Origin of the sequence: Mucilaginibacter galii (assembly GCF_014635825.1) — a bacterium.
Classification (GTDB): domain Bacteria; phylum Bacteroidota; class Bacteroidia; order Sphingobacteriales; family Sphingobacteriaceae; genus Mucilaginibacter; species Mucilaginibacter galii.
The window spans coordinates 244,067-264,568 of the sequence record NZ_BMDO01000005.1 but is presented as its reverse complement, the minus strand read 5'-3'; the positions used below and the strand labels follow the sequence as shown (position 1 = coordinate 264,568).

Sequence of the window (20,502 nt, the reverse complement as noted above, 5' to 3'; positions counted from 1 at the left end):
ACTCGAAATGACATTTTGGAGTAATGTCAGTCTGAGCTTGTCGAAGACTTAGCCAAGCGCACAAGTCTTCGACAAGCTCAGACTGACATGATAGCGCAGAACTATTCTACTTTTTAACCTCAAAAGTAAAATACCTACTCCCGGCTTCGCCGTTTGCGGTTAAACCCTGAATTACACCTATGTATTTACCTGGCTGGTCTGATGTGTAGAACGACAGGCTGGTTTTTCCCTGGGCATTGGTTAAGGCATCGGGTTGCCAGTACAGGGCATTCCTGAAATCGGGTAAACGGCTGCTGCGCTGCTCTTCGGTATCATACACCGGCGAATAAAATTTGCGCTGCAACTGCAAGCCTTCATAATCTATGACCAAAGCACGCGGATCTATTTCAAAGCCGGCCAGGTCATCTTTATAACCGGTAAAGCTCAACATCCCATCAAAACGGGCCGGGCCGTAGTAGTAACGTGTATTCACCACGTCCAGCTTTTTAACCTTTAACGGGTCAATAGCAAAAGCTTTATTCATATCAAATACGGGTATACCGTTGTACAACACCAGCGGATCATCCTCCAAGAGCCTTACCTCGTTAAACATGGTTACTTTAAACCTTCCCCGCCTTTTGGCAACGGTTAGCCATGAGGTGTATTCGCGTAGCACTTCTTCAACCGTGGTAAAGCGTACGTAATTATCGAGTAGATAAGATTTATCGGGCTTGCCAAAAAAGGCAACGCTGTCAACGCCCGGATCGTAAAATTGCCTGAGTTTGGGTGCGGCATATACATTAAGCACCTGCATATTCAGGCTGTTGGTTTCCAGGGCAGATTGCATGCCCTCATTTAACTTAAAAGCCGGAAGTGTAGTGGCCGAGTACTGTTCTGCAAACGGGTTGGTAATCTGTATTTTGTAGGTACTGTCGTACTGCATATTGGTTTGCACCACCATTTCGCTTAACCCGTAAAAATCTTTGGTATTAAAAAGCAAGCGACCCGTTGAATCGCTGCGGGCAGGAAACAGTTGTACGCGCGTTCCGGGTATGGCCAGGTAAGCCGTAATGCCTTTGGCCGCGTTACCGTTGGCTGCATCTGTCAACTTACCGGTAACAATGTGGCCAGTGTATTCGGGAAGGTATTTAATTTCAGGCTTTCCGGTTAATACCTTGTTCCATTCAAAATTACGCCAGCCTTGGGTAATAAGCAAATTGTTCAGGGCTTCGTTATTTTCGGCACCTTGCTCAAAATAGTACCCTGCTCCTTCAATGGCTCCCCGCAAACTGGAGCTTAGCCACAAGTAGCTGGCAATATCCTGCTCATTTAAATTTTGCAACGAATCGGCCTGAAAAACCGATACCGATAAATTGGCCGCCAGCAGACTTTGGTTCTGGTTTTTAGTTTCAATATCCAAGCCCACCTTTTTGCGTGTACCATAAACAGGATTATCAGTTTGCGCATTAATAACCAGCTTTTTTGCCGGGCGTTTGAAAACCAGGCGCTCACATACCGGCTGCTGCCTGCCATTAAACAATGTAATATGGCTGATGCCATCATCCAGTTTACTCTTCTCCAGCGTAAACGTGGCCTGCCCATTGTTTAAAACAGCGCCCTGCGCTTGTTTAATTACCTGCCGGTTGTGGGCCAATAAATAAACATTCTCAGCAGGAATACCGGCTGTTTGTACGTTAATTTCCCAACTGCTGCCTTTATCGCTGGCCTGCATTACATAACCCTGCTCTTCTATGGCAGGGATACTTTTTATAACCTGCTGGTTGTTTATTTTTAAAACGGCTTTATAAGTATTCCCTGCAACCGGTAAGAAATCGAAACTCCCTATACCAAATTTAAGCGGTTTAAAACGGACAACGGTATCGTTCTTTTGATCAACAATGGCACCCATAAACGCGGGTACACCTTTGCCGGTGGTTGCGGTTACTTTAAACCCTACTTTACCGTTCAGCCCTTTAACCAAATGGCCTCCTTCGGGAAAGAACTGCACATCATCATCTGCTTTGTTATTTACTACCACCGCTTCCTCGGGCGACTTTTGTGCATTAACTATGGTAATGCTCTTTTCAAAGAAGTATTCAGGGCTGAAGTTTTTCATCCAGCTGGTATAAGCCCTAAAGGTATAATTTCCGTTGGCAATAGCCGCCGGAACGTATATTGACCCGCTTCCCACTCCGTCCTTTAACACAATTTTCGCTTGCATTACCGGTGTATGATCTGCGTTCAGCACCTCAACGTAAGCCACCTTGCTCATATCGAACGGGCGGTTAAAACTTCCATCTACATTATATACTTTAAACCACAGTATTTCGCCGGTTAAATAGAAGTTCTTATTGGTATGTACATATAGTTTCTCCTGCAACGCCGTGCGCTGGTAAGCATCAAAACGGCTTTTTACCTCGGGCAAAACCTGCGCCACACCAGGCAAGCCGGCCAAAGCCATAAAGCAAGTGATTGCTAAAATATATCTTAAAGATCTCTGCATTGTTGTCGTAATAATTATTGCCAAAAAGCAGGTTGAATGTTGGTGCCCCTAAGCCGGCAATCTATGCAGCCGGTTGAAGATGTTGTGTAGGCTATAGGCGTAGGCGAGGGTGGTACAGTAAGCGCATCCAAAGGGATTTGCCCGCCCGAATAAAATGTTGAAGCATAATCTTTAGGCAGTATTGTGTCTACCGGGCAGGCTCCTGAGCGCCTGTACCTAAACTCCACAGGCACTTCACCCGCATCAATAAATATCCGCTTACGTTGTATGGTTCCTGCGCTGATGTATCCAATCACAATTTCGGCAGGATTGCTCACCGCATGAATATTACCCTGTAATTGCGACGGCTGTGAATCAAAAATACTACCTACTTGCTCTGTATTCTTTCTTAATATCTCCCAAAAGTCAAAGGCATCCTTAGTTAAAACTTGCTGGTTTACAATAATGCTATACCTTATACCCAGTCTTTCATCGCCCGGAGGTATCTTTTTTATAGGCGCTTTGGCAACCACATCATTAGTAAGTTTTAAGGTTGATGCCAATACGATATTGCTCGAATTGATCGTACGCCAGCAATAATAGATATCCTCGCCGGGCAGATTTCTTTGTCTTATTGATCTGCCATCAACGATATATGAAGAAAAGTTATTGGTGTTGTACTTGTAGGTTTCCACAAAATCCCACTTATAATACCTCGATTTGTTAGTGGCATCATGAGTGTTAGTATAAACTTGCAGTCCTTGTACACCGTTAGTTTGCGCTTCAAACCCTACAGCGTCAATTGGTGGCGATACTTTAACCTCGGTATAATCCGAAAGATATTCTTTTCCTCCGGAGGTTCTAATTCTCAGGCGGTATTGCTTAGTAGCATCCAGGGCAAAAGGTAGGGCATAGTAAATTCCACCACTCCGTTCAACTAAAGTCCGTTTAACCAAATTATCATTGCTTTCAATGGTTAATATGGCTTTCAGCTCGGGCTGGATGGCTACCTTACTGGTCAGTTTAACTGTTCGGTTAACCCTTATAATAGTTGAATCTACGCCACTGGTATTAATTAATCCCTCTACTGTCAGGTAGTTCAAATTAGTATCTACTTCGGGTGGATTAAAACGCTCTTTACAAGCGAATGCTCCCATCATCATGAGTAAAATGAATAAATAACTATGTTTTTTCATCTTTAAAACAGCTATGTGTACCGGCTACTTAAAACCGGATGTTATAATTTATGAATGGGAATGGTTTGGCAAAAATAGATAGATTGTATCCGTTAATTACGCCACCTTCCTGGGCAAAATAAGTTGAGTAAGCATTACGGCGGCCGGTAACATTGTAGATGCCTACCGTCCACGAATTGTGAAAACGCTGATGCACTTTATGGTTTCCATCTATGTTGATAGAAAAATCGGTGCGGAAAAAATCAGGGATGCGGTACTGATTTCTCTCCGAATAAAACACACGTTCGGCACCGGCATAGTAAAATTTAGCAACCGGCAGCGTTAACGGCCTGCCTGTACTGTATACCGTATTTAACGATACGCTGTAACGGTGTGTAAAACGATAGTTACCAATTAAATTGAAACTATGCGGCTTATCATAATTGGCCGGGTAATAGGCGCCGCCATTGATCAACTCGCCAGCATTAGGGTCGTCTTGTTTGAGGAAGGTGCGGGAGTAGGTATAACTTACCCAGCCGTTTAATTTACCTGCGGTTTTCTTAATCATGAACTCAGCACCGTAAGCCTTGCCACGGGTAGATAGTACGTCAGTTTCTATATTTTGATTGAGCACCAGTACTGCACCGCTGCGGTAATCCAGGTAATTTTTTAGCCTTTTATAATATACCTCGACTGATGTTTCTATGGTGTTAGAACTAAAGTTTTTATACAAGCCTAAAGCAACCTGATCGCCAAACTGCGGTTTAATGTTAGGGTCGCTCAGCTTCCATACATCAGTGGGTGATATAGCCGTGGTGTTAGATAGTAAATGGATGTATTGCCTAAGCGTGTTGTAACCGGCTTTTATAGAGAAGTTTTCGGAAACAATATAACGTGCCGAAACCCTTATTTCGGGGCCACCGTAGGTTTTAATAAACTTGTTGCTGCCGTAGGTAGTGCTATCGAGCAGGTTAACGGTAGTACGCGGGAGGTTAGGTGCATAGTTGTTAACTGTTTGCGGGCCCAGGTAATTAAACAAGGAATAACGCACCCCCATGTTAATGGAGAAGTTTTCACTAACGTTAAATTTATCGCCTAAATATAAAGCACTTTCAAGGGCTTGCTCGCCGGGTACTTTTTCAGGAACGATTAATGATTCGTTGCTCACCGGCTTGTTGGTGCCTGGTGTAAGCTGGTAACGTATACTATTTAAACCAAAGGAGAGCGTATGCTTAGGATTAATAAAATAGCTAAAATCAGCTTTAAAGTTGATCTGGCTTATATCGAAATTGAACTTGTATGCATTTACCGGGTTTAACGAACTGCCTACATTATATTGATAGCGGTCATACCCACCTGTTATTACGCTGTATAGCTTGTTATTATAATTATGCTTCCATTTTAACGATACGTTGCGGTTACCGTAAGCATAAGAAGTATCGCTGTTTAACCTGAAACTATCGGCACTGTAATAGCCGCTAAAATAAAGGTTGTTCTTTTCATTGATCTGATGACTTATATTCAGGCTTAAATCATAAAAAGTAGCACGACTATTTTTATATTCCTTAGGTAAAGACTTAAGCAGCCAGTTGGCATAGGTAGTTCGTCCGCCAAATATGAAGGAGGTTTTATTAGAGTCGATAGGCCCTTCTATATTAAAGCGGCTGGTTAATAAACCAATACCTGCCGAGCCGGTAAATTTCTTTTTGTTGCCCTCGCGATTAGTTACATCTAAGATGGATGATAAGCGCCCGCCAAATTTTTCGGGGATACTGCTTTTATAGAGCTCAATATCCTTTACAATATCAGGGTCAAATGCCGAAAAGAAGCCAAAGAAGTGCGATGGATTGTAAATTGTGGCATCATTAAGTAAGATCAAATTTTGATCGGCCGAGCCACCGCGTACGTTAAAGCCGGTACTGGCCTCGCCCACGGTTTGCACGCCGGGCAATGTTAATACGGCCCGCAACACATCAGCTTCGCCAAAAACGGCCGGTATTTGTTTAAGTGTGGTAATATCTATTTTGTTAACGCCCATTTCTACACTACGAACGTTAGCCACTTTTTCTGCCGATATCTTTACTTCTTTCAGCGTGGTTACCTGCTCCTGCATTTCAATGTTCAGCTTGCCATCGGTATTTAGAACCACTTGCCGGCGCGTATCTTTCATACCCAGTCCGCGCACCAATAATATATGCGGCCCTCTGGGCAAGTTGAGGGAGTAGTAACCAAACTGATCGGTAGCAATACCTGTTTTAAGAGCGGCTATATATATGCTGGCACCAATAACCGGTTCGCCCGACTTTACGTCCCTCACATAACCGGCCAACGTTACCGTACCTGTTTTTGATGCTCCCTTGATACCTATTTCATAGGTTTTATTCTCGGAGGTGGCTTCTACCACCTGTTTTTCGGCCAGCGCCACGGTATAATCAGTGGTAACGGGGACTGCTTTTGCACCCGGCACAACAGGCTTGCTGTTAAAAAAGCCTGCGGCAAGCTGCGTTTGAATGGTAAGCCCTTTAGTTAGCAACACCTGTTGCTGCGCCGTAATAGCGTAGTTGTAAGGCGTATTTTTGAAGGCTGCATCCAGCACAGTTTTGAGGGTTACCTGGTTTAGTTGAACGGTAACACGTAGGCTGTCAAACTTATTGGCCTCGTAATAAAAATAGTAGCCGGTTTTGATTTCCAGTTCTGAAACAAACTGGGTTATGGTTGCCTGCTGTAAATTAACATCAATAAGTTTAGCACCCTGCTGCTGAGCCATTGCGAAGGTTGACAGACCAAATAAGCAGCAAAAAAGTAGGTATAGTTTCTTCATGTTTATTTGCTTATCTGGTCATAGTAGGCGGCCAACCGGGCAATTGCCAAACCTTTATTATTCTTATAATCAATGTTATTGCGACTGAGATATGTATTCAGTTCTTTCTTTTTATCCTTAAAGGCATTAAGTACCGAACCCTTGCTATTTACACTATAAATAGTGGCACCTTTTTTTATGAAGAAACTTTGCTTATCATCAAAAACCACTTCAATACCTTGCGCGGTAACTGTCTCCGTTTTAATCTTTGAATATTTGCATATCACCACTGTTTTCCCCGCATAGAGCTGATCGTAATAACCATCGTTTATGCTTGCATTATCGCTACTCATAGCGTTCAAATGAACAAAGTGATGACCGAACAAATAAAACTCGGCTAAGTACTCTTTGTGCAAAATATACTGAGCCTGGTTAACAGGTTGAGTTGCCACTAAAACATCTTTAAAAGCATCGTATAGTATAGATACATCATTGTACCAGGTGTCATTGTACTTAATGTTGGCGTTCGTAAATTCAAACCGGTCTTCAAGATAAGGAGAGCCTTTAGTAGCACGAGGGAGAAAATTATACTCGGTACCGTTGTAGATTTCTGATTGCTCACTAATATTGCGATTATAATAATCTACAGCATAGCGTACTTTTTGCGTAAATGCCATTGTATCGACAGTTGGATTCTGCGCATACGCAACAGAAAAGCAGCCGAAACCTACAATTAAAGCAAGTAGCTTTTTAATCATTGGTGATAATGTTTAGTGCTGTAATATACGTACTTACTATACTAAATGTAACAGGTGGCAAACTTTAATTTTAGTTAACATTTACAGAACCACTTTACTTTTAAGAAAAGTTTTGCTTTTCATTCCAAATATTATGAAACCATTAGCTGTATTTCACGAACACCCTGACTGGTTTAAACATTTATTTAAAGAACTGGGAAAGCGGTGTCTTGCTTATGAAGCTATTGATCCAACCAAATATTTACGCCTTTGAAGAAAAAGCACCGGCATTTTCGCTTTTATTCAACCGCATGAGCCCATCGGCTTATTTACGCAATGTAATTTGCTTTAACCCGCATGAGCGCCTGGTTTATTTTCTGGAGCAGGAGGCAGTAAGGAAAACGGAGGACGTGGCAGTACTGTAACCTATAAGCTTCATTGCTAATAAACGAAAAAGGGCTGCTATGATGAATAGCAGCCCTTCGTATTTTATAATTGTAATTACAATTTACGTTTAACCTCTACGTTTTCGTAAGCTTCAACAATGTCGCCTACCTCAATGTTGTTGAAATTGTGGATGTTTAAACCACATTCGTAGCCGGTAGCAACTTCTTTTACATCGTCTTTATAACGTTTCAACGAAGCTAACTCACCTGTGTAAATTACTACACCATCACGAACGATACGGATCTTACTGTTACGGTTAATTTTACCATCCAACACCATACAACCTGCAATGGTACCCACTTTGCTGATCTTGAAGGTTTCACGTATCTCAACGTTAGCCACAATTTTCTCTTCAAAGGTTGGCGCCAACATACCTTCCATCGCTGCCTTAATTTCGTTAATGGCATCGTAGATGATAGAGTACAGGCGGATATCGATTTGCTCCTGCTCGGCCAGCTTGCGGGCACTTCCTGATGGACGTACCTGGAAACCGATGATGATCGCATCTGAGGCCGAAGCTAACAATACGTCTGATTCAGAGATCTGACCTACCGCTTTGGAGATGATATTTACCTGTATCTGGTCGGTAGAGAGTTTCAATAATGAATCTGACAGGGCTTCGATAGAACCATCCACGTCACCCTTAACAATAATGTTAAGTTCCTTAAAGTTACCGATAGCCAAACGACGACCGATCTCATCAAGTGTAATGTGTTTCTGCGTACGTAAGCCTTGCTCGCGCTGTAATTGCAAACGTTTGTTGGCAATTTCACGTGCTTCCACTTCATTTTCCAGTGCGTTAAACTTATCGCCCGCTGTAGGTGCGCCTTGCATACCCAGCACCTGTACCGGTGTGGATGGGCCTGCCTCGCTTACACGCATACCGCGTTCGTTAGTTAACGCTTTAACACGTCCGCTGTAGCTACCCGCTAATATCGGATCGCCCACACGCAGCGTACCTGCTTGTACTAATACGGTAGTTACAATACCACGGCCTTTATCTAAGGCTGCTTCAATTACAGTACCTATGGCACGTTTATTAGGATTTGCTTTAAGTTCAAGAATTTCTGCTTCCAGCAATACTTTCTCTAATAGCAAGTTTACATTCAAACCTGTTTTGGCCGATATTTCCTGCGACTGGTATTTACCGCCCCATTCCTCAACCAAAATATTCATAACCGATAGCTGCTCACGAATTTTATCAGCGTTTGCGCCTGGTCTGTCAATTTTGTTATAAGCAAATATAATAGGTACACCGGCTGCTTGGGCATGGTTAATGGCCTCACGCGTTTGCGGCATCACGCTATCGTCTGCTGCAATAACAATGATAACAATATCTGTTACCTGGGCACCACGTGCACGCATGGCGGTAAACGCCTCGTGACCCGGTGTATCCAGGAAAGTAACTTTACGTTTATCTTCCAGCGTTACTTCATAGGCACCAATGTGCTGGGTTATACCCCCGGCCTCGCCGCCAATAACGTTAGTTTTACGTATAAAATCGAGTAGTGATGTTTTACCATGATCTACGTGACCCATGATGGTTACAATAGGTGCACGAGCAATCAGCGAGCCTTCGGCATCTGCCTCTTCCAGGTTAATCTCCTCATCGGCCAGCGTTACAAACTCAACCTGGTAGCCAAATTCTTCTGCCACAATGCTTAGGGTTTCGGCATCCAAACGTTGGTTAATGGACACGAACATACCTAAACTCATACAGGTAGAGATGATCTGCGTAACCGATACATCCATTAATGAGGCCAGCTCATTAGCCGTAACAAACTCGGTAACTTTCAGCACTCTTGATTGTGCATCCTGCTCCATTGCCAGTTCTTCGGCTGTTGCAGCTACATCATCACGTTTTTGACGACGGAACTTAGCCCGTTGTGCAAATTTACCTGATTTACCGGCACCGCTTAAACGGGCCAGTGTAGCTTTGATCTGATCTTGTATTTCTTTTTCTGTAGGTTCTTCTTTAGGTGCTCCCGGAGTTGCCGGTGCATTGCGATTACCAAAAGCAGGTCTTCCACCGGCATTGTTACCTGCAGGACGATTACCCTGGTAGCCACCGCCCGCAGGACGATTGCCCTGGTAACCACCACCCGGACGATTGCCCTGGTAGCCGCCACCGCCTTGCTGACCCGGACCGCCCTGACCCTGAGCTGGCTGTTGCCCGCCTTGTTGGCCTGGTTGGTTAGGGTTTTGACCCGGCGCATTTTCTTTACGCTTACGCTTGCGTTTATGATCGGTATTTGATGAAGAAGCAACCGGTCCGTTACCACGGCGGTTGTTCTCTACCGGTAATGTAATTTTACCAACAACGTTTGGTCCTGTAAGGCGATCGGCCTTGGCACGTATCACTTCATTTTCAGGAGCTACTGTGGGTACATTAGGAGCAGGTGCTGGTGCCGGTGTTGATGGCGCTGTAGCAACGGGTGCAACTGGTGCTTTAACCTCCGGAGTAACCGGTTTTGGCGCAACAGGAGCAGGTGTTGGTACTACAGGCTCTGGAGCTGGTGCCGGTTTAGCGGCTACTACAGGTTCCGGGGCTGGCGCTTTTTCAACAGGAGCAACTGGCGCAGGTGCCGGAGCAACTGGAGCCGGAGTTGGTGCTACCGGTTCAGGAGCTGGCGCGGGGGCAGGTTTAGCTGCTTCGGGCACAGGTGCTACTACTGCCGGAGCAGCTTTCTCTGCAGGCGCTGTAGGAGTTTTGTTCAGGTTATTAAGGTCAATTTTACCTACAACCTTTACACCCGGTAACGAACCGTCGGTACGTTCGGGGGTTTTCTCAGCTTCTTTAGGCTTGGCGGGTTGAGCCGGAGCAAAGTTTCCTGCATTTTTTATCAGGATCTCTTCACGCTCAAATTCCTTAGCCTTATTTTCAGCCGGTTTGTTTTCAGGCACAAAGCCAGGCTCATCACGACGGATTTTTCCGATGTTGATCTGCTTGGCTTCTTCCTTGATGCTTTTGTCGGCAGCAAACTGTTTAACTAAGGTGCTATACATCTCGCCGCTTAAAGACGACATAGGACTTTTGTCTACTTTATAGCCTTTAGACGCTAAAAAGTCTACAATGGTACCCATACCAATGTTAAGCTCTTTTACTGCTTTTATTAATTTTATACTTTTGTCTTCTGACATTTATTATTTTTTACTCCGCTTATTATACGCAAATTTACGATTTTTTATCGGCATATATTCAGCTTATTCAAACTCTGCCTGCAGAATTGATAAAACATCTTTAATGGTTTCTTCTTCCAGGTCGGTACGTTTCACCAATTCGCCAATACTCAGGCTCAAAATTGATTTTGCTGTGTCTAAACCAACACGTTTAAGCTCATCAATAATCCAGCCATCTATTTCATCCGAGAACTCTTCAATATCCACATCTTCCTCATGTACATCAGCTTCTCGGTACACATCAACCTCGTAACCGGTTAACTTACCGGCCAGCTTAATGTTATGACCACCACGGCCAATAGCCAGCGATACCTGATCGGGCTTTAAATATACGGCGGCAGTTTTGCGCTCATCATCTAACTTAATAGAAGTGATCTTAGCCGGCGATAATGCCCTTTGTATATAAAGCTGAATGTTATTGGTATAGTTAATAACATCAATGTTCTCATTCTTTAATTCGCGCACTATACCGTGTATACGTGAGCCCTTCATACCTACGCAGGCACCTACAGGGTCTATACGGTCATCGTAAGACTCTACGGCCACTTTAGCACGCTCGCCAGGTTCGCGCACAATTTTCTTGATGGTAATTAAGCCGTCAAAAATTTCGGGCACTTCCAGTTCAAACAAACGTTGTAAAAACTCAGGAGCCGTACGTGAGATGATGATCTTAGGATTAGTGTTCATCATATCTACCTTATGTACCACCGCTTTTACACTGTCGCCTTTTTTAAAGTAGTCGGCCGGTATTTGCTCAGTTTTTGGCAGTAACAACTCGTTACCTTCATCATCAAGCACCAGTGTTTCTTTTTTCCACACCTGGTAAACCTCACCGGTTATGATCTCGCCTACACGGTCTTTGTATTTCTTGAAGATCTCGTCTTTTTCAAGCTCTAAAATTTTAGATACCAGCGTTTGGCGGGCAGCTAAAATAGCACGGCGGCCAAAGCTTTCTAAAGTGATCTGCTCAACAAACTCATCGCCAACTTCCAGATCGGGGTCAAACTTATGGGCTTCGGCAATTTCAATTTCTAGGTCGTCGTCTTCCGAAAAACCGTCTTCCATTACCTTACGTGTGCGCCATATTTCCAAGTCACCATTGTCGGTGTTTACAATTACGTCACAGTTTTCGTCATTACCGTATTTTTTACGGATCATGCTACGAAATACGTCCTCCAACACACTCATCATGGTTGGGCGGTCAATGTTCTTAAAATCTTTAAATTCCTGAAAGGAATCAATTAAATTAATATTGCTCATCTTTATTTAAACGATATTAAAACTTTGGTTTCTGTTATAGTATCTACCGGGATGGCGCTTTCCACCAGCTCCGCTTTTTTACCTTTTTCTTTTTTTGTTTCTTCAATCAGTACGTGGTCGGTGTTAAAGGCCAAAAGCTTACCCTCATGTATGCGGCCATCGGTAGTTTTAATAGCTACCTGCCTGCCCACATTTTTAACATATTGCCGGGGCAGCGTAAGCGGCATGTCAATACCAGGCGATGATACCTCCAGATTATACGCTTCGTCTACCACATTTTCTTCTTCAAGGTGATAGCCCACATGGCGGCTTACATCTACACAGTCGGTTATTCCCAGGCCATTGTCGCCATCTATTAAGATGATGAGTTTGCCGTTACTGTGCATTTTAACACTTACTAAGAACACACCCGGCTTTTCGGTCAGCTTTTCTTCAACCAGTTCTGTTGCTCTCTTTTCAACAGTAGTCATTTCCACAAAAATTTGATTGATAAATAAAAAGAGGGGACACAGGTCCCCTCTTTCGATGCACAAATGTAAGAAATATTTTTTTGTTAGTCAAGTAGAATATTAGTTCATAGTTGATGGATGATGGTTGATTGGTTTTAACGGGGCTCAAACGATGATCCATGAACTCTACTTTATCTTCAACAAATAATCGGTACTACAGGCCTGCTTACGGGTAGCCGGGTTTAAAAACTCTTTGGTAAGGCGGGTAACGCCAAAATCGGTATCGCTGTACACCATTTCAAATTGGAGGCCGGCTTTTTCCATCAATTCTTTAGTTCCTGCCGTGGTATAAATCCATACGGATTCGCCCTTTGCACGTTTGGCCTTAATTTCATCAATGCTGGTAAAGCCGGTTAGATGCTGTGTATAAAAATTGAACCCCGAACTATGGAAATCTAAGTTAAAGATGCGGTCTTTAGGAATATGGTTACGGTTAACCACTTGTGCTAAACCAATACCTCCCTGGTAATTGAGCAGCTGCTGGTAAACGTTACCATTTAACAGCACATTGGTAAGCGAGGCCATGAGCACTGATAGCACCACCAAGCGCGTCAGTAAACCACGCTCCTTAATAAACACATAAACCATAGTCGCCAGTACAATTAACGAAACGCCCGCAACCGCCGAAGAATGAACCGGGAAACACCAAAAGTTAAGCAGCAATAATAACACCGCTACAATAGCAATGACGAGGTACTGCACCTTTAAGTAAATATTAAGTGTCTTATCCTGATGTTGTTCAAACTTGGCCCATAGTACGCCGGCCGTAATAAGAGCGAAGAACGGAAACAGGATATTTAAATAATGCGGTAATTGGTACCCCGACGAGGAAATGATGGCAAATATAATAACGATTGTACCTGCCGTTAACAGTTCCTGGTTTTTGAGATTAGCAAAGCGACTTTTGAAAAAGAATGCCACCTTATCGAAAAACGCTATATAGGTAAGCAGGCAAAACGGCAGGAATGCCCAAAGCAAGGTGTGAAAAAAGAAAAAGTAATCTTTATGTCCTTTACCCCAATGCTTACCTTCTAAGCGCTCAAAGTTTTGCTGCCACATAATAAACTTTACGCCCGATACATTCGTCATACCGCGTACTACTTTTTCGGGATGCAGATCGTATTGCAGATAGTAGCAGTACACGCAGGGAGCAATAAACACCAGCCACAGCACAAACACCAGCAGCCAGCGCCAGTTAAACATTTTACCCCAGTTGCGCTGATACAAAAGCCAAAAGAACAATGCGGCGCAAGGCATTACAAACCCAATCATGCCTTTGGTGGTAAAAGCCATAGCCAGCCCCAGGGCGGCTAACACATAATTATACCAGCGCGCCGTACTCATGGCCGACTCCACCAGTTGCCAGGTTGCAAATATGATGCTGGCTGTAAGCAGGGCATCCATCCGTACATCATTATTAGCTAAAAATTGCGCCTGTGCGCTGGCATAAATTACCGCCGCCATTAAACCGGCATTACGGTTATACAATATTTTACCTAAGCGAAACGTGGAGAATAAACCTAATATGGTTACTAAAAAGGCCGGTATTTTATAAGCAATGGTATTTACGCCAAATAGGTTGAATGACAATGCCGTTAACCAAAAATGCAAATGTGGTTTATCCAGGTAGTCTTTACCCATGTCATCAACCAGGTTCACATAGTCGTGGTTTTGCACCATGTGCAGGGCTATGTTGGCATGGTGCGAGGCATCCTCATTCATGAGCGGCACAAACAACCCAAAAATGTAGGCTACCAGCAACGAGAAAAAGAGCCAGAACCAGGTTTTATTATTGATAGGATTTTGCGTCATAAATTACTATTGGTGCTGGCCCGACTGTACATATGCGGGAGCTAATTAAACGCAAAATTACTATTTTAAGCACAAGCCCCGAACTGCTTAAACACATTTCAACAAAACATTAAGCCAAACGCACCTGTTTAACAAAAACTATAAACTAATAACTACTATGAAAATCTTAAGAAATATAGCCGCCTTAGCGTTAATAACCGCATCGTTTGCAGCCTGCCAGGGAAACAATGCCCCAAAAACAATTGGCGGAAGTGTAGATACCATGAACTCGGTAGAAGGTGCCAATGCCGGTAACGAAACCACCGGTTCGCCCATGACCAATGACACCACGGCTAAAAGAAACGGTAAAGGCGACGGCAACGGCAGCACTCCTCAGAAAGATTCTACCAGCAATACCGAGGGCAATGCTAAGCCTGATGGCCGTCCGCAGCAATAAGACTTCAAATAAAAATGGGACTAAGAATCAACACCTCATTAAACTAAAAATTTGCCTGGGTTAAAACGGTATAAGCAATTATGCTTATCGCCAAAACCCAGGCAAATTTATTCTATAAAACTACCTAATATCCCGAATGCTTAGTTAATCCACTCGAACTTAGTGTAAGGCACCAGCACCTCGGGGATCTTTATGCCGTTTTCTGTTTGATTATTTTCTAACAGCGTAGCTACAATGCGTGGCAATGCCAGGGCACTACCATTTAAAGTATGTGCCAATTGCGTTTTACCCTCGGCATTACGGAAACGCAGTTTAAGGCGGTTGCTCTGGTAGGTTTCAAAGTTTGATACCGATGATACCTCCAGCCAGCGCTGCTGTGCTGCACTCCAGGTTTCCATATCATAAGTTAAAGCAGCCGTAAAGCTCATATCGCCACCGCATAAACGTAAAACACGATAAGGCAAACCTAACTTTTGCAGCAAGCTTTGCACGTGAGTGCTCATTTGCTCTAAAACATCGTAAGATGTATCGGGGTGTACTACCTGTACAATTTCTACCTTATCAAATTGATGTAGACGGTTTAAGCCACGTACATGTGCACCATAAGAACCAGCCTCACGGCGGAAACATGGTGTATAACCTGTGTTTTTTACCGGCAATTCATCTGCTTTTAAAATAACATCGCGGTAAAGGTTGGTAATAGGCACTTCTGCCGTAGGTATCAAATAAAGGTTATCCTGACCTACAAAGTACATTTGGCCTTCCTTATCGGGCAACTGTCCGGTACCAAAGCCCGAGGCCTCGTTCACCATCAGCGGCAGCATCACCTCGTTATAACCGGCTTTTTCGGCTTCATCTAAAAAGAAAGCAATTAAAGCACGTTGTAACTTAGCACCCTTGCCTTTGTAAACCGGGAAACCTGCACCCGTTATTTTAACACCCAGCTCAAAATCAATAAGGTTGTATTTAGTAGCCAGTTCCCAATGGGGTAAAGCATTCTCTATCAGGTTAGGCTTTTCGCCATTTTCAAGCACGATTTCGTTATCCTCGGCAGCAACGCCTTTAGGTACGCTGCTGTGGGGCAGGTTGGGTAGTACTAAAATCTTTTGCTGTAATTCCTGCTCAATGCTGGTTAACTCCTCGCCAAGTCTTTTAATATCCTCTTTCCAGGTACCGGTTTGCGATTTCAGCTGGTCGGCTTCGGCCTTTTGACCTGTACGCATCAGTTCGCCAATACGTTTAGCAGCAGCATTGGCCTCAGCCGATGTACTGTCTAACCGGTTTTGCGTTTGCTTGCGGTTATCATCAAGCCTGATGATCTCGTCAACCAGTTCGGGCTGTTTAAAATTTTTTACAGCCAAACGTTCTAAAACCTGTTCCCTGTTATCGCGGATATAACTAACTTGCAGCATTGAATTTTTAAGATTTTTCAACGCAAAGATAGGGAATCAGTTGTCTGTTTTCGGTTGCCTGTTATCAGATTATTGATGACAGTTATACTTACTCATACAGATCACAGGCAACAGGCAACCGAAAACAGGCAACATACAACTAAAAATGACCGGCAAACTTTACTTAGTACCCACACCTATAGGCAACCTCGAAGATATGACCTACCGGGCAATCCGGGTGTTAAAAGAAGCCGACCTTATATTGGCCGAAGACACGCGTACCTCGGCCCCCTTGCTTAAGCACTTTGGTATTGAGAAAAAAGTGTTTGCCCACCACCAGCATAATGAACACCAGTCGAGCTCAGAAATTGTAAAGTTTTTACTGGAGGGTAAGAATATTGCCCTCATCTCGGATGCGGGTACACCGGCCATATCCGATCCCGGTTTTTTCCTGGTGCGCGAAGCGTTGAAATTTAACCTGCCGGTGGAATGCCTGCCGGGAGCTACTGCATTTGTGCCTGCGTTGGTAAACTCCGGCTTTCCTACAGACAAGTTTTGTTTTGAAGGTTTTTTGCCACTTAAAAAAGGGCGGCAAACCCGTTACAAATTTTTGGCTGAAGAAGAGCGCACCATCATTTTATATGAATCGCCGCACCGGTTATTAAAAACGCTCGACGAAATAGCCACCTATTGGGGCGATGACAGGCAGATCTCTGTATCGCGAGAGTTGACCAAAATGTTTGAAGAAACGGTTAGAGGTACTGTTAATGAGGTAAAAGCATATTATGAAACCCACCCCGTAAAAGGGGAATTTGTGATTTGTGTGGCAGGAAAGCAATAATATGTCAAATCCAATTTTAATTTATCTTTCAGTTAAACATAAGTGATAAATTTCTTATAATAGCATCGATTTAATTAATACTATAACCAATTAGTTTAAATCCTCGTAAAACCGCTATTATTTCTCTTGACTTTGAATATTAACGAATCACCACTCGATGGCAGTGTTGATGAAAAGCTATTTAAGCTGCTTGTTGCTAATGTAAAGGACTATGCCATTTACTTGGTTGATCCTAATGGCTATATTTTAAGCTGGAATGAAGGCGCACAACACATTAAAGGCTACCGCGCCGATGAAGTTATTGGCCGGCATATTTCCATATTTTATTTAAATGACGACGTCGAGAAAAAGCGGCTAAGGCATAACTTAAACCAAGCTTTAAAACATGGCATGTATGAGAGCGAGGGTTGGCGGGTAAGAAAAGACGGCACGCTTTACTGGGCCAACAATGTTTTAACCACACTTTATAACGATAGTGGTCACCTTATTGGGTTTGCCAAAGTAACCCGCGATTTTACCGAGCGCAAGCTGTTAGAAGAAAAGCAGGCGCAGATAAACACCGAGCTGGAAAGGCGTGTAAAGCAAAATACGGAACAAATTATAGCCAATGAGCTAAGGTTTAGAAAACTGATCGAAAACAGCTATGAGGGAATTTCACTTTTAGATGAAAATCTGAAAGTATTTTACCGCAGCCCATCTGCTGAGCGCATAAATGGCTGGCAACAAGGTGAGCGCGAAGTTACCAGTGCGCTTGACATTGTTCATCCTGATGACAGGCCCGCCGTTATGCTGCTTTTTAAAGAGATGCTTAAAAAGCCGGCAGAGGCTTTTTTCGTAACCTGCCGTGCGTTACATGGTAAAGGGTATTACTTGTGGTTAGAATGCGTGTTTACCAATATGCTGCACGATGAAAGCTTTAAAGCCATTGTATGCAATTTCAGGGATATTACCGCACAAAAGAATGCAGAACTGGAACGTGAAAAAGTTACGCTCGACCTGGTGCAGCGTAATAAAGACCTTGAGCAGTTTGCTTACATCATCTCTCACAATTTAAGAGCTCCGGTCGCCAATATTACAGGTTTGTCTACCCTGTTGCAGCACACCATGACCGAAGACCAGGAAAGCGCAGATATTTTAAAGGCCCTTGCAAAATCTATAGATAACCTCGACGATGTAATTGGTGACCTTAACCAAATTTTGCAGGTTAACAATGAGGTGAATGATAAAATAGAAAAGGTATCCTTATCGCACCTGTTCAAGGAGATACAAATAGGGCTCAGTTCCATTATTCAAAAGAATGATGCTACGTTAAAATGCGACTTTAACGAGGTGGAAGAAATTTTAAGCTTAAAAGGGTTTATGTACAGCATCTTTCAAAACCTCATTATTAACAGTATAAAATACCATAGGCCCGGCGTGCCGCCGCTGGTTAATATCCGAACTGAGCTAAAAGACGATTGCATTCACATCTACTTTAAAGATAATGGCAAAGGGATAGACCTGAAGAAATACGGCAACCACCTGTTTGGCCTTTACAAACGCTTTGACCAAACTGTAAAAGGTAAAGGTATTGGCCTTTTTATGGTTAAAATGCAGGTAGAAAGATTAGGCGGCTCTATACAGGTTGAAAGCGAGCCGGATGCGGGTACCGAGTTTACCCTTAAATTTCCGGCATCGATAAAAGCTGAAGAATAAATTTACTTTTACGCCTGCTGATTAAGTTACGCCGGGAAGTATTTTGTCATACTTTTGCCCCCAATCCACCGTTTCTTTGTATCGCATGAAAAAAAATCTTTTACTCGCTGTATTTTCGGGGCTGTTGCTTTGGATTGCCTGGCCGCCAACGCCATACACCACGCTGCTGTTATTTGTAGCACTGGTGCCCATGCTCATAGCGATGGAAAACATCATCAACGCACCGGTTAAGAAAAAAGGGCAGTTCATATTTGCCACCACCTTTATCGGCTTTTTCATCTGGAACAGCCTATCTATATATTGGGTATACAATTCATTGAAAACCATAGGCCCGCTTATAGCCATCCCTATTACCCTCATACCTTATGCTTTAGGTCCGTTATTAATGGCGGCGGCCTGCTGGCTTTACTTCAGGATGCGGTTGGTTACCGGCCGTGCCTGGGCACTGCCTGCCTTGGTTTGCTTTTGGATAGGCTATGAATATCTACACCAAACCTGGGATCTTAAATTTCCGTGGATGACCTTAGGCAACGGTTTTGCCGTAAGCCATAAATGGATACAGTGGTATGAATATACCGGCGTTTACGGCGGTACCATTTGGGTATGGGCTTGTAACATTCTCTTGTTCCTGCTTTATATAAGTTTGCGTGAGGCGCAAACCAAGACTTACCGCTCAAAACTGGTAATTGCATTAGTGTCCGTTTTAATTATCCCGCTCGGATTTTCTTTAGTTCAATATTACAACTACCAGGAGCAGGAAAACCCATCGAACGTGGTGGTGGTGCAACCCAATATTGACCCTTATACCAAATTTAATTTACCCGCCTACCAGGAAATACAAACACTTACCCAACTCTCCGATTCGCTGGCACAACCCAATACCGAATACTTCATCTGGCCCGAAACAGCCATTGCGCAGGACATTAATGAAGATCGCCTTGGCTCTACACCCGAGTATGCGCAAGTAAAGAAGTTTTTAAATAAGTATAAAAACGGCAACATCATTACCGGGGTATCTACCTATAAATTTTATAAAGATGCCCAAACGCTAACAGCTCAGCTAATGCCCGAAAGCAACCAGTATGTAGATGTTTTTAATACCGCCGTACACATTGAAAATTCAGATAAACTTCAATTTTACCACAAATCTAAATTGGTTCCTGGTGCCGAGGCTTTGCCTTTTGGTTCATTATTAAGTTTCTTGAAGCCGGTGTTTGCACACTTAGGCGGCTCGACCGGTGGATATGGCAGCCAGAAAGAAGCGGGCGTATTTTATACCGAAAGCGGCATTGGTGCCGATCCGGTAATTTGCTATGAAACCATTTGGGGCGATTGGGTGGCACAATCGGTACGCAAGGGAGCGCAATTTATTGCTATTATTACCAACGATGGCTGGTGGGAAAACACCTCGGGCAAAGATCAGCACCTCGATTACGCTAAACTACGTGCTATTGAAAACCGGCGCTGGGTGTGCCGTTCGGCCAATACGGGTATCTCGGCCTTTATAAACCAACGAGGCGATATTGTGAAGCAAAGTAGCTGGTGGGTTAAAACCGCTTTAAAGCAAGATATCAACTTAAATTCGGAGCTTACCTTTTACAGCCAGCATGGCGATTACCTGCCCAAAGCAGGTTGCTTACTTGCATTATTGGGAGTTGCGTTCATTATACTCCGCCAGTTTAAACCACGTGTGGCAGCAAGTAATTAATTTTAGATAAAAAAAGCCCGTTAAAAACATCTAATGTCTTTTAACGAGCT

General features: G+C 43.5%; 14 protein-coding genes. 5 read left to right on the top strand and 9 right to left on the bottom strand.

Annotation, left to right across the window (positions count from 1 at the left end; genetic code table 11):
* Positions 1-106: 106 nt before the first annotated feature.
* The 4 genes from IEV61_RS11185 to IEV61_RS11170 are packed head-to-tail and all read right to left on the bottom strand — an operon-like array spanning position 107 to position 7,194.
* Positions 107-2,440 (bottom strand): hypothetical protein, encoded by a 2,334-nt coding sequence (locus IEV61_RS11185; protein WP_188416650.1) that lies wholly within the window; start codon positions 2,438-2,440, stop codon positions 107-109.
* Positions 2,441-2,496: 56 nt separating this feature from the next.
* The gene (locus IEV61_RS11180; RefSeq protein ID WP_188416649.1) at positions 2,497-3,657 is read right to left on the bottom strand and encodes a DUF4249 domain-containing protein; all 1,161 of its coding nucleotides are present in this window, start codon (positions 3,655-3,657) and stop codon (positions 2,497-2,499) included.
* A 28-nt stretch (positions 3,658-3,685) separates the two neighbouring features.
* Positions 3,686-6,457 (bottom strand): TonB-dependent receptor, encoded by a 2,772-nt coding sequence (locus IEV61_RS11175; protein ID WP_188416648.1) that lies wholly within the window; start codon positions 6,455-6,457, stop codon positions 3,686-3,688.
* A gap of 2 nt (positions 6,458-6,459) precedes the next feature.
* Positions 6,460-7,194, bottom strand: coding sequence for a hypothetical protein (locus IEV61_RS11170; protein WP_188416647.1), 735 nt, complete (start codon positions 7,192-7,194; stop codon positions 6,460-6,462).
* Between the two features lie 215 nt (positions 7,195-7,409).
* On the opposite strand from IEV61_RS11170, the gene IEV61_RS11165 reads away from it, so the two are divergent.
* Positions 7,410-7,598, top strand: coding sequence for a hypothetical protein (locus IEV61_RS11165; RefSeq protein WP_188416644.1), 189 nt, complete (start codon positions 7,410-7,412; stop codon positions 7,596-7,598).
* A gap of 76 nt (positions 7,599-7,674) precedes the next feature.
* Here IEV61_RS11165 and infB read toward each other — a convergent pair whose 3' ends face one another.
* The 4 genes from infB to IEV61_RS11145 form a co-directional block, all read right to left on the bottom strand.
* Positions 7,675-10,761, bottom strand: a complete 3,087-nt coding sequence (gene infB / locus IEV61_RS11160) for a translation initiation factor IF-2 (RefSeq protein ID WP_188416642.1) — start codon at positions 10,759-10,761, stop codon at positions 7,675-7,677.
* A 63-nt stretch (positions 10,762-10,824) separates the two neighbouring features.
* Complete coding sequence (nusA, locus tag IEV61_RS11155) at positions 10,825-12,060, bottom strand: transcription termination factor NusA (protein ID WP_188416634.1); 1,236 nt, start codon at positions 12,058-12,060, stop codon at positions 10,825-10,827.
* A gap of 2 nt (positions 12,061-12,062) precedes the next feature.
* Positions 12,063-12,530, bottom strand: a complete 468-nt coding sequence (gene rimP / locus IEV61_RS11150) for a ribosome assembly cofactor RimP (RefSeq protein WP_188416632.1) — start codon at positions 12,528-12,530, stop codon at positions 12,063-12,065.
* A 165-nt stretch (positions 12,531-12,695) separates the two neighbouring features.
* Positions 12,696-14,381 (bottom strand): ArnT family glycosyltransferase, encoded by a 1,686-nt coding sequence (locus IEV61_RS11145; RefSeq protein ID WP_188416630.1) that lies wholly within the window; start codon positions 14,379-14,381, stop codon positions 12,696-12,698.
* Between the two features lie 157 nt (positions 14,382-14,538).
* Between IEV61_RS11145 and IEV61_RS11140 the strand changes: the two genes are divergently transcribed.
* Positions 14,539-14,817, top strand: coding sequence for a hypothetical protein (locus IEV61_RS11140; RefSeq protein ID WP_188416628.1), 279 nt, complete (start codon positions 14,539-14,541; stop codon positions 14,815-14,817).
* A 140-nt stretch (positions 14,818-14,957) separates the two neighbouring features.
* Here the strand turns inward: IEV61_RS11140 and serS are convergent, their stop codons facing one another.
* The gene (serS, locus tag IEV61_RS11135) at positions 14,958-16,229 is read right to left on the bottom strand and encodes a serine--tRNA ligase (RefSeq protein ID WP_188416626.1); all 1,272 of its coding nucleotides are present in this window, start codon (positions 16,227-16,229) and stop codon (positions 14,958-14,960) included.
* A gap of 145 nt (positions 16,230-16,374) precedes the next feature.
* Between serS and rsmI the strand changes: the two genes are divergently transcribed.
* From rsmI to lnt, 3 genes are all read left to right on the top strand, one after another.
* On the top strand, positions 16,375-17,049 hold the full coding sequence (gene rsmI / locus IEV61_RS11130; protein WP_188416624.1) for a 16S rRNA (cytidine(1402)-2'-O)-methyltransferase: 675 nt from the start codon (positions 16,375-16,377) through the stop codon (positions 17,047-17,049).
* Positions 17,050-17,181: 132 nt separating this feature from the next.
* Positions 17,182-18,744, top strand: a complete 1,563-nt coding sequence (locus tag IEV61_RS11125) for a PAS domain-containing sensor histidine kinase (protein ID WP_188416622.1) — start codon at positions 17,182-17,184, stop codon at positions 18,742-18,744.
* An 85-nt stretch (positions 18,745-18,829) separates the two neighbouring features.
* On the top strand, positions 18,830-20,452 hold the full coding sequence (lnt, locus tag IEV61_RS11120; RefSeq protein WP_188416620.1) for an apolipoprotein N-acyltransferase: 1,623 nt from the start codon (positions 18,830-18,832) through the stop codon (positions 20,450-20,452).
* Positions 20,453-20,502 lie beyond the last annotated feature (50 nt).

Excerpts from the sequence above, each read along its gene's own strand:
- IEV61_RS11175 (WP_188416648.1), bottom strand. The coding sequence starts at position 6,457 with ATGAAGAAACTATACCTACTTTTTTGCTGCTTATTTGGTCTGTCAACC.
- IEV61_RS11165 (WP_188416644.1), top strand. The coding sequence starts at position 7,410 with ATGAAGCTATTGATCCAACCAAATATTTACGCCTTTGAAGAAAAAGCA.
- nusA (WP_188416634.1), bottom strand. The coding sequence starts at position 12,060 with ATGAGCAATATTAATTTAATTGATTCCTTTCAGGAATTTAAAGATTTT.
- IEV61_RS11145 (WP_188416630.1), bottom strand. The coding sequence starts at position 14,381 with ATGACGCAAAATCCTATCAATAATAAAACCTGGTTCTGGCTCTTTTTC.
- rsmI (WP_188416624.1), top strand. The coding sequence starts at position 16,375 with ATGACCGGCAAACTTTACTTAGTACCCACACCTATAGGCAACCTCGAA.
- serS (WP_188416626.1), bottom strand. The coding sequence starts at position 16,229 with ATGCTGCAAGTTAGTTATATCCGCGATAACAGGGAACAGGTTTTAGAA.
- IEV61_RS11140 (WP_188416628.1), top strand. The coding sequence starts at position 14,539 with ATGAAAATCTTAAGAAATATAGCCGCCTTAGCGTTAATAACCGCATCG.
- IEV61_RS11170 (WP_188416647.1), bottom strand. The coding sequence starts at position 7,194 with ATGATTAAAAAGCTACTTGCTTTAATTGTAGGTTTCGGCTGCTTTTCT.
- lnt (WP_188416620.1), top strand. The coding sequence starts at position 18,830 with ATGAAAAAAAATCTTTTACTCGCTGTATTTTCGGGGCTGTTGCTTTGG.
- IEV61_RS11180 (WP_188416649.1), bottom strand. The coding sequence starts at position 3,657 with ATGAAAAAACATAGTTATTTATTCATTTTACTCATGATGATGGGAGCA.
- infB (WP_188416642.1), bottom strand. The coding sequence starts at position 10,761 with ATGTCAGAAGACAAAAGTATAAAATTAATAAAAGCAGTAAAAGAGCTT.
- IEV61_RS11185 (WP_188416650.1), bottom strand. The coding sequence starts at position 2,440 with ATGGCTTTGGCCGGCTTGCCTGGTGTGGCGCAGGTTTTGCCCGAGGTA.
- rimP (WP_188416632.1), bottom strand. The coding sequence starts at position 12,530 with ATGACTACTGTTGAAAAGAGAGCAACAGAACTGGTTGAAGAAAAGCTG.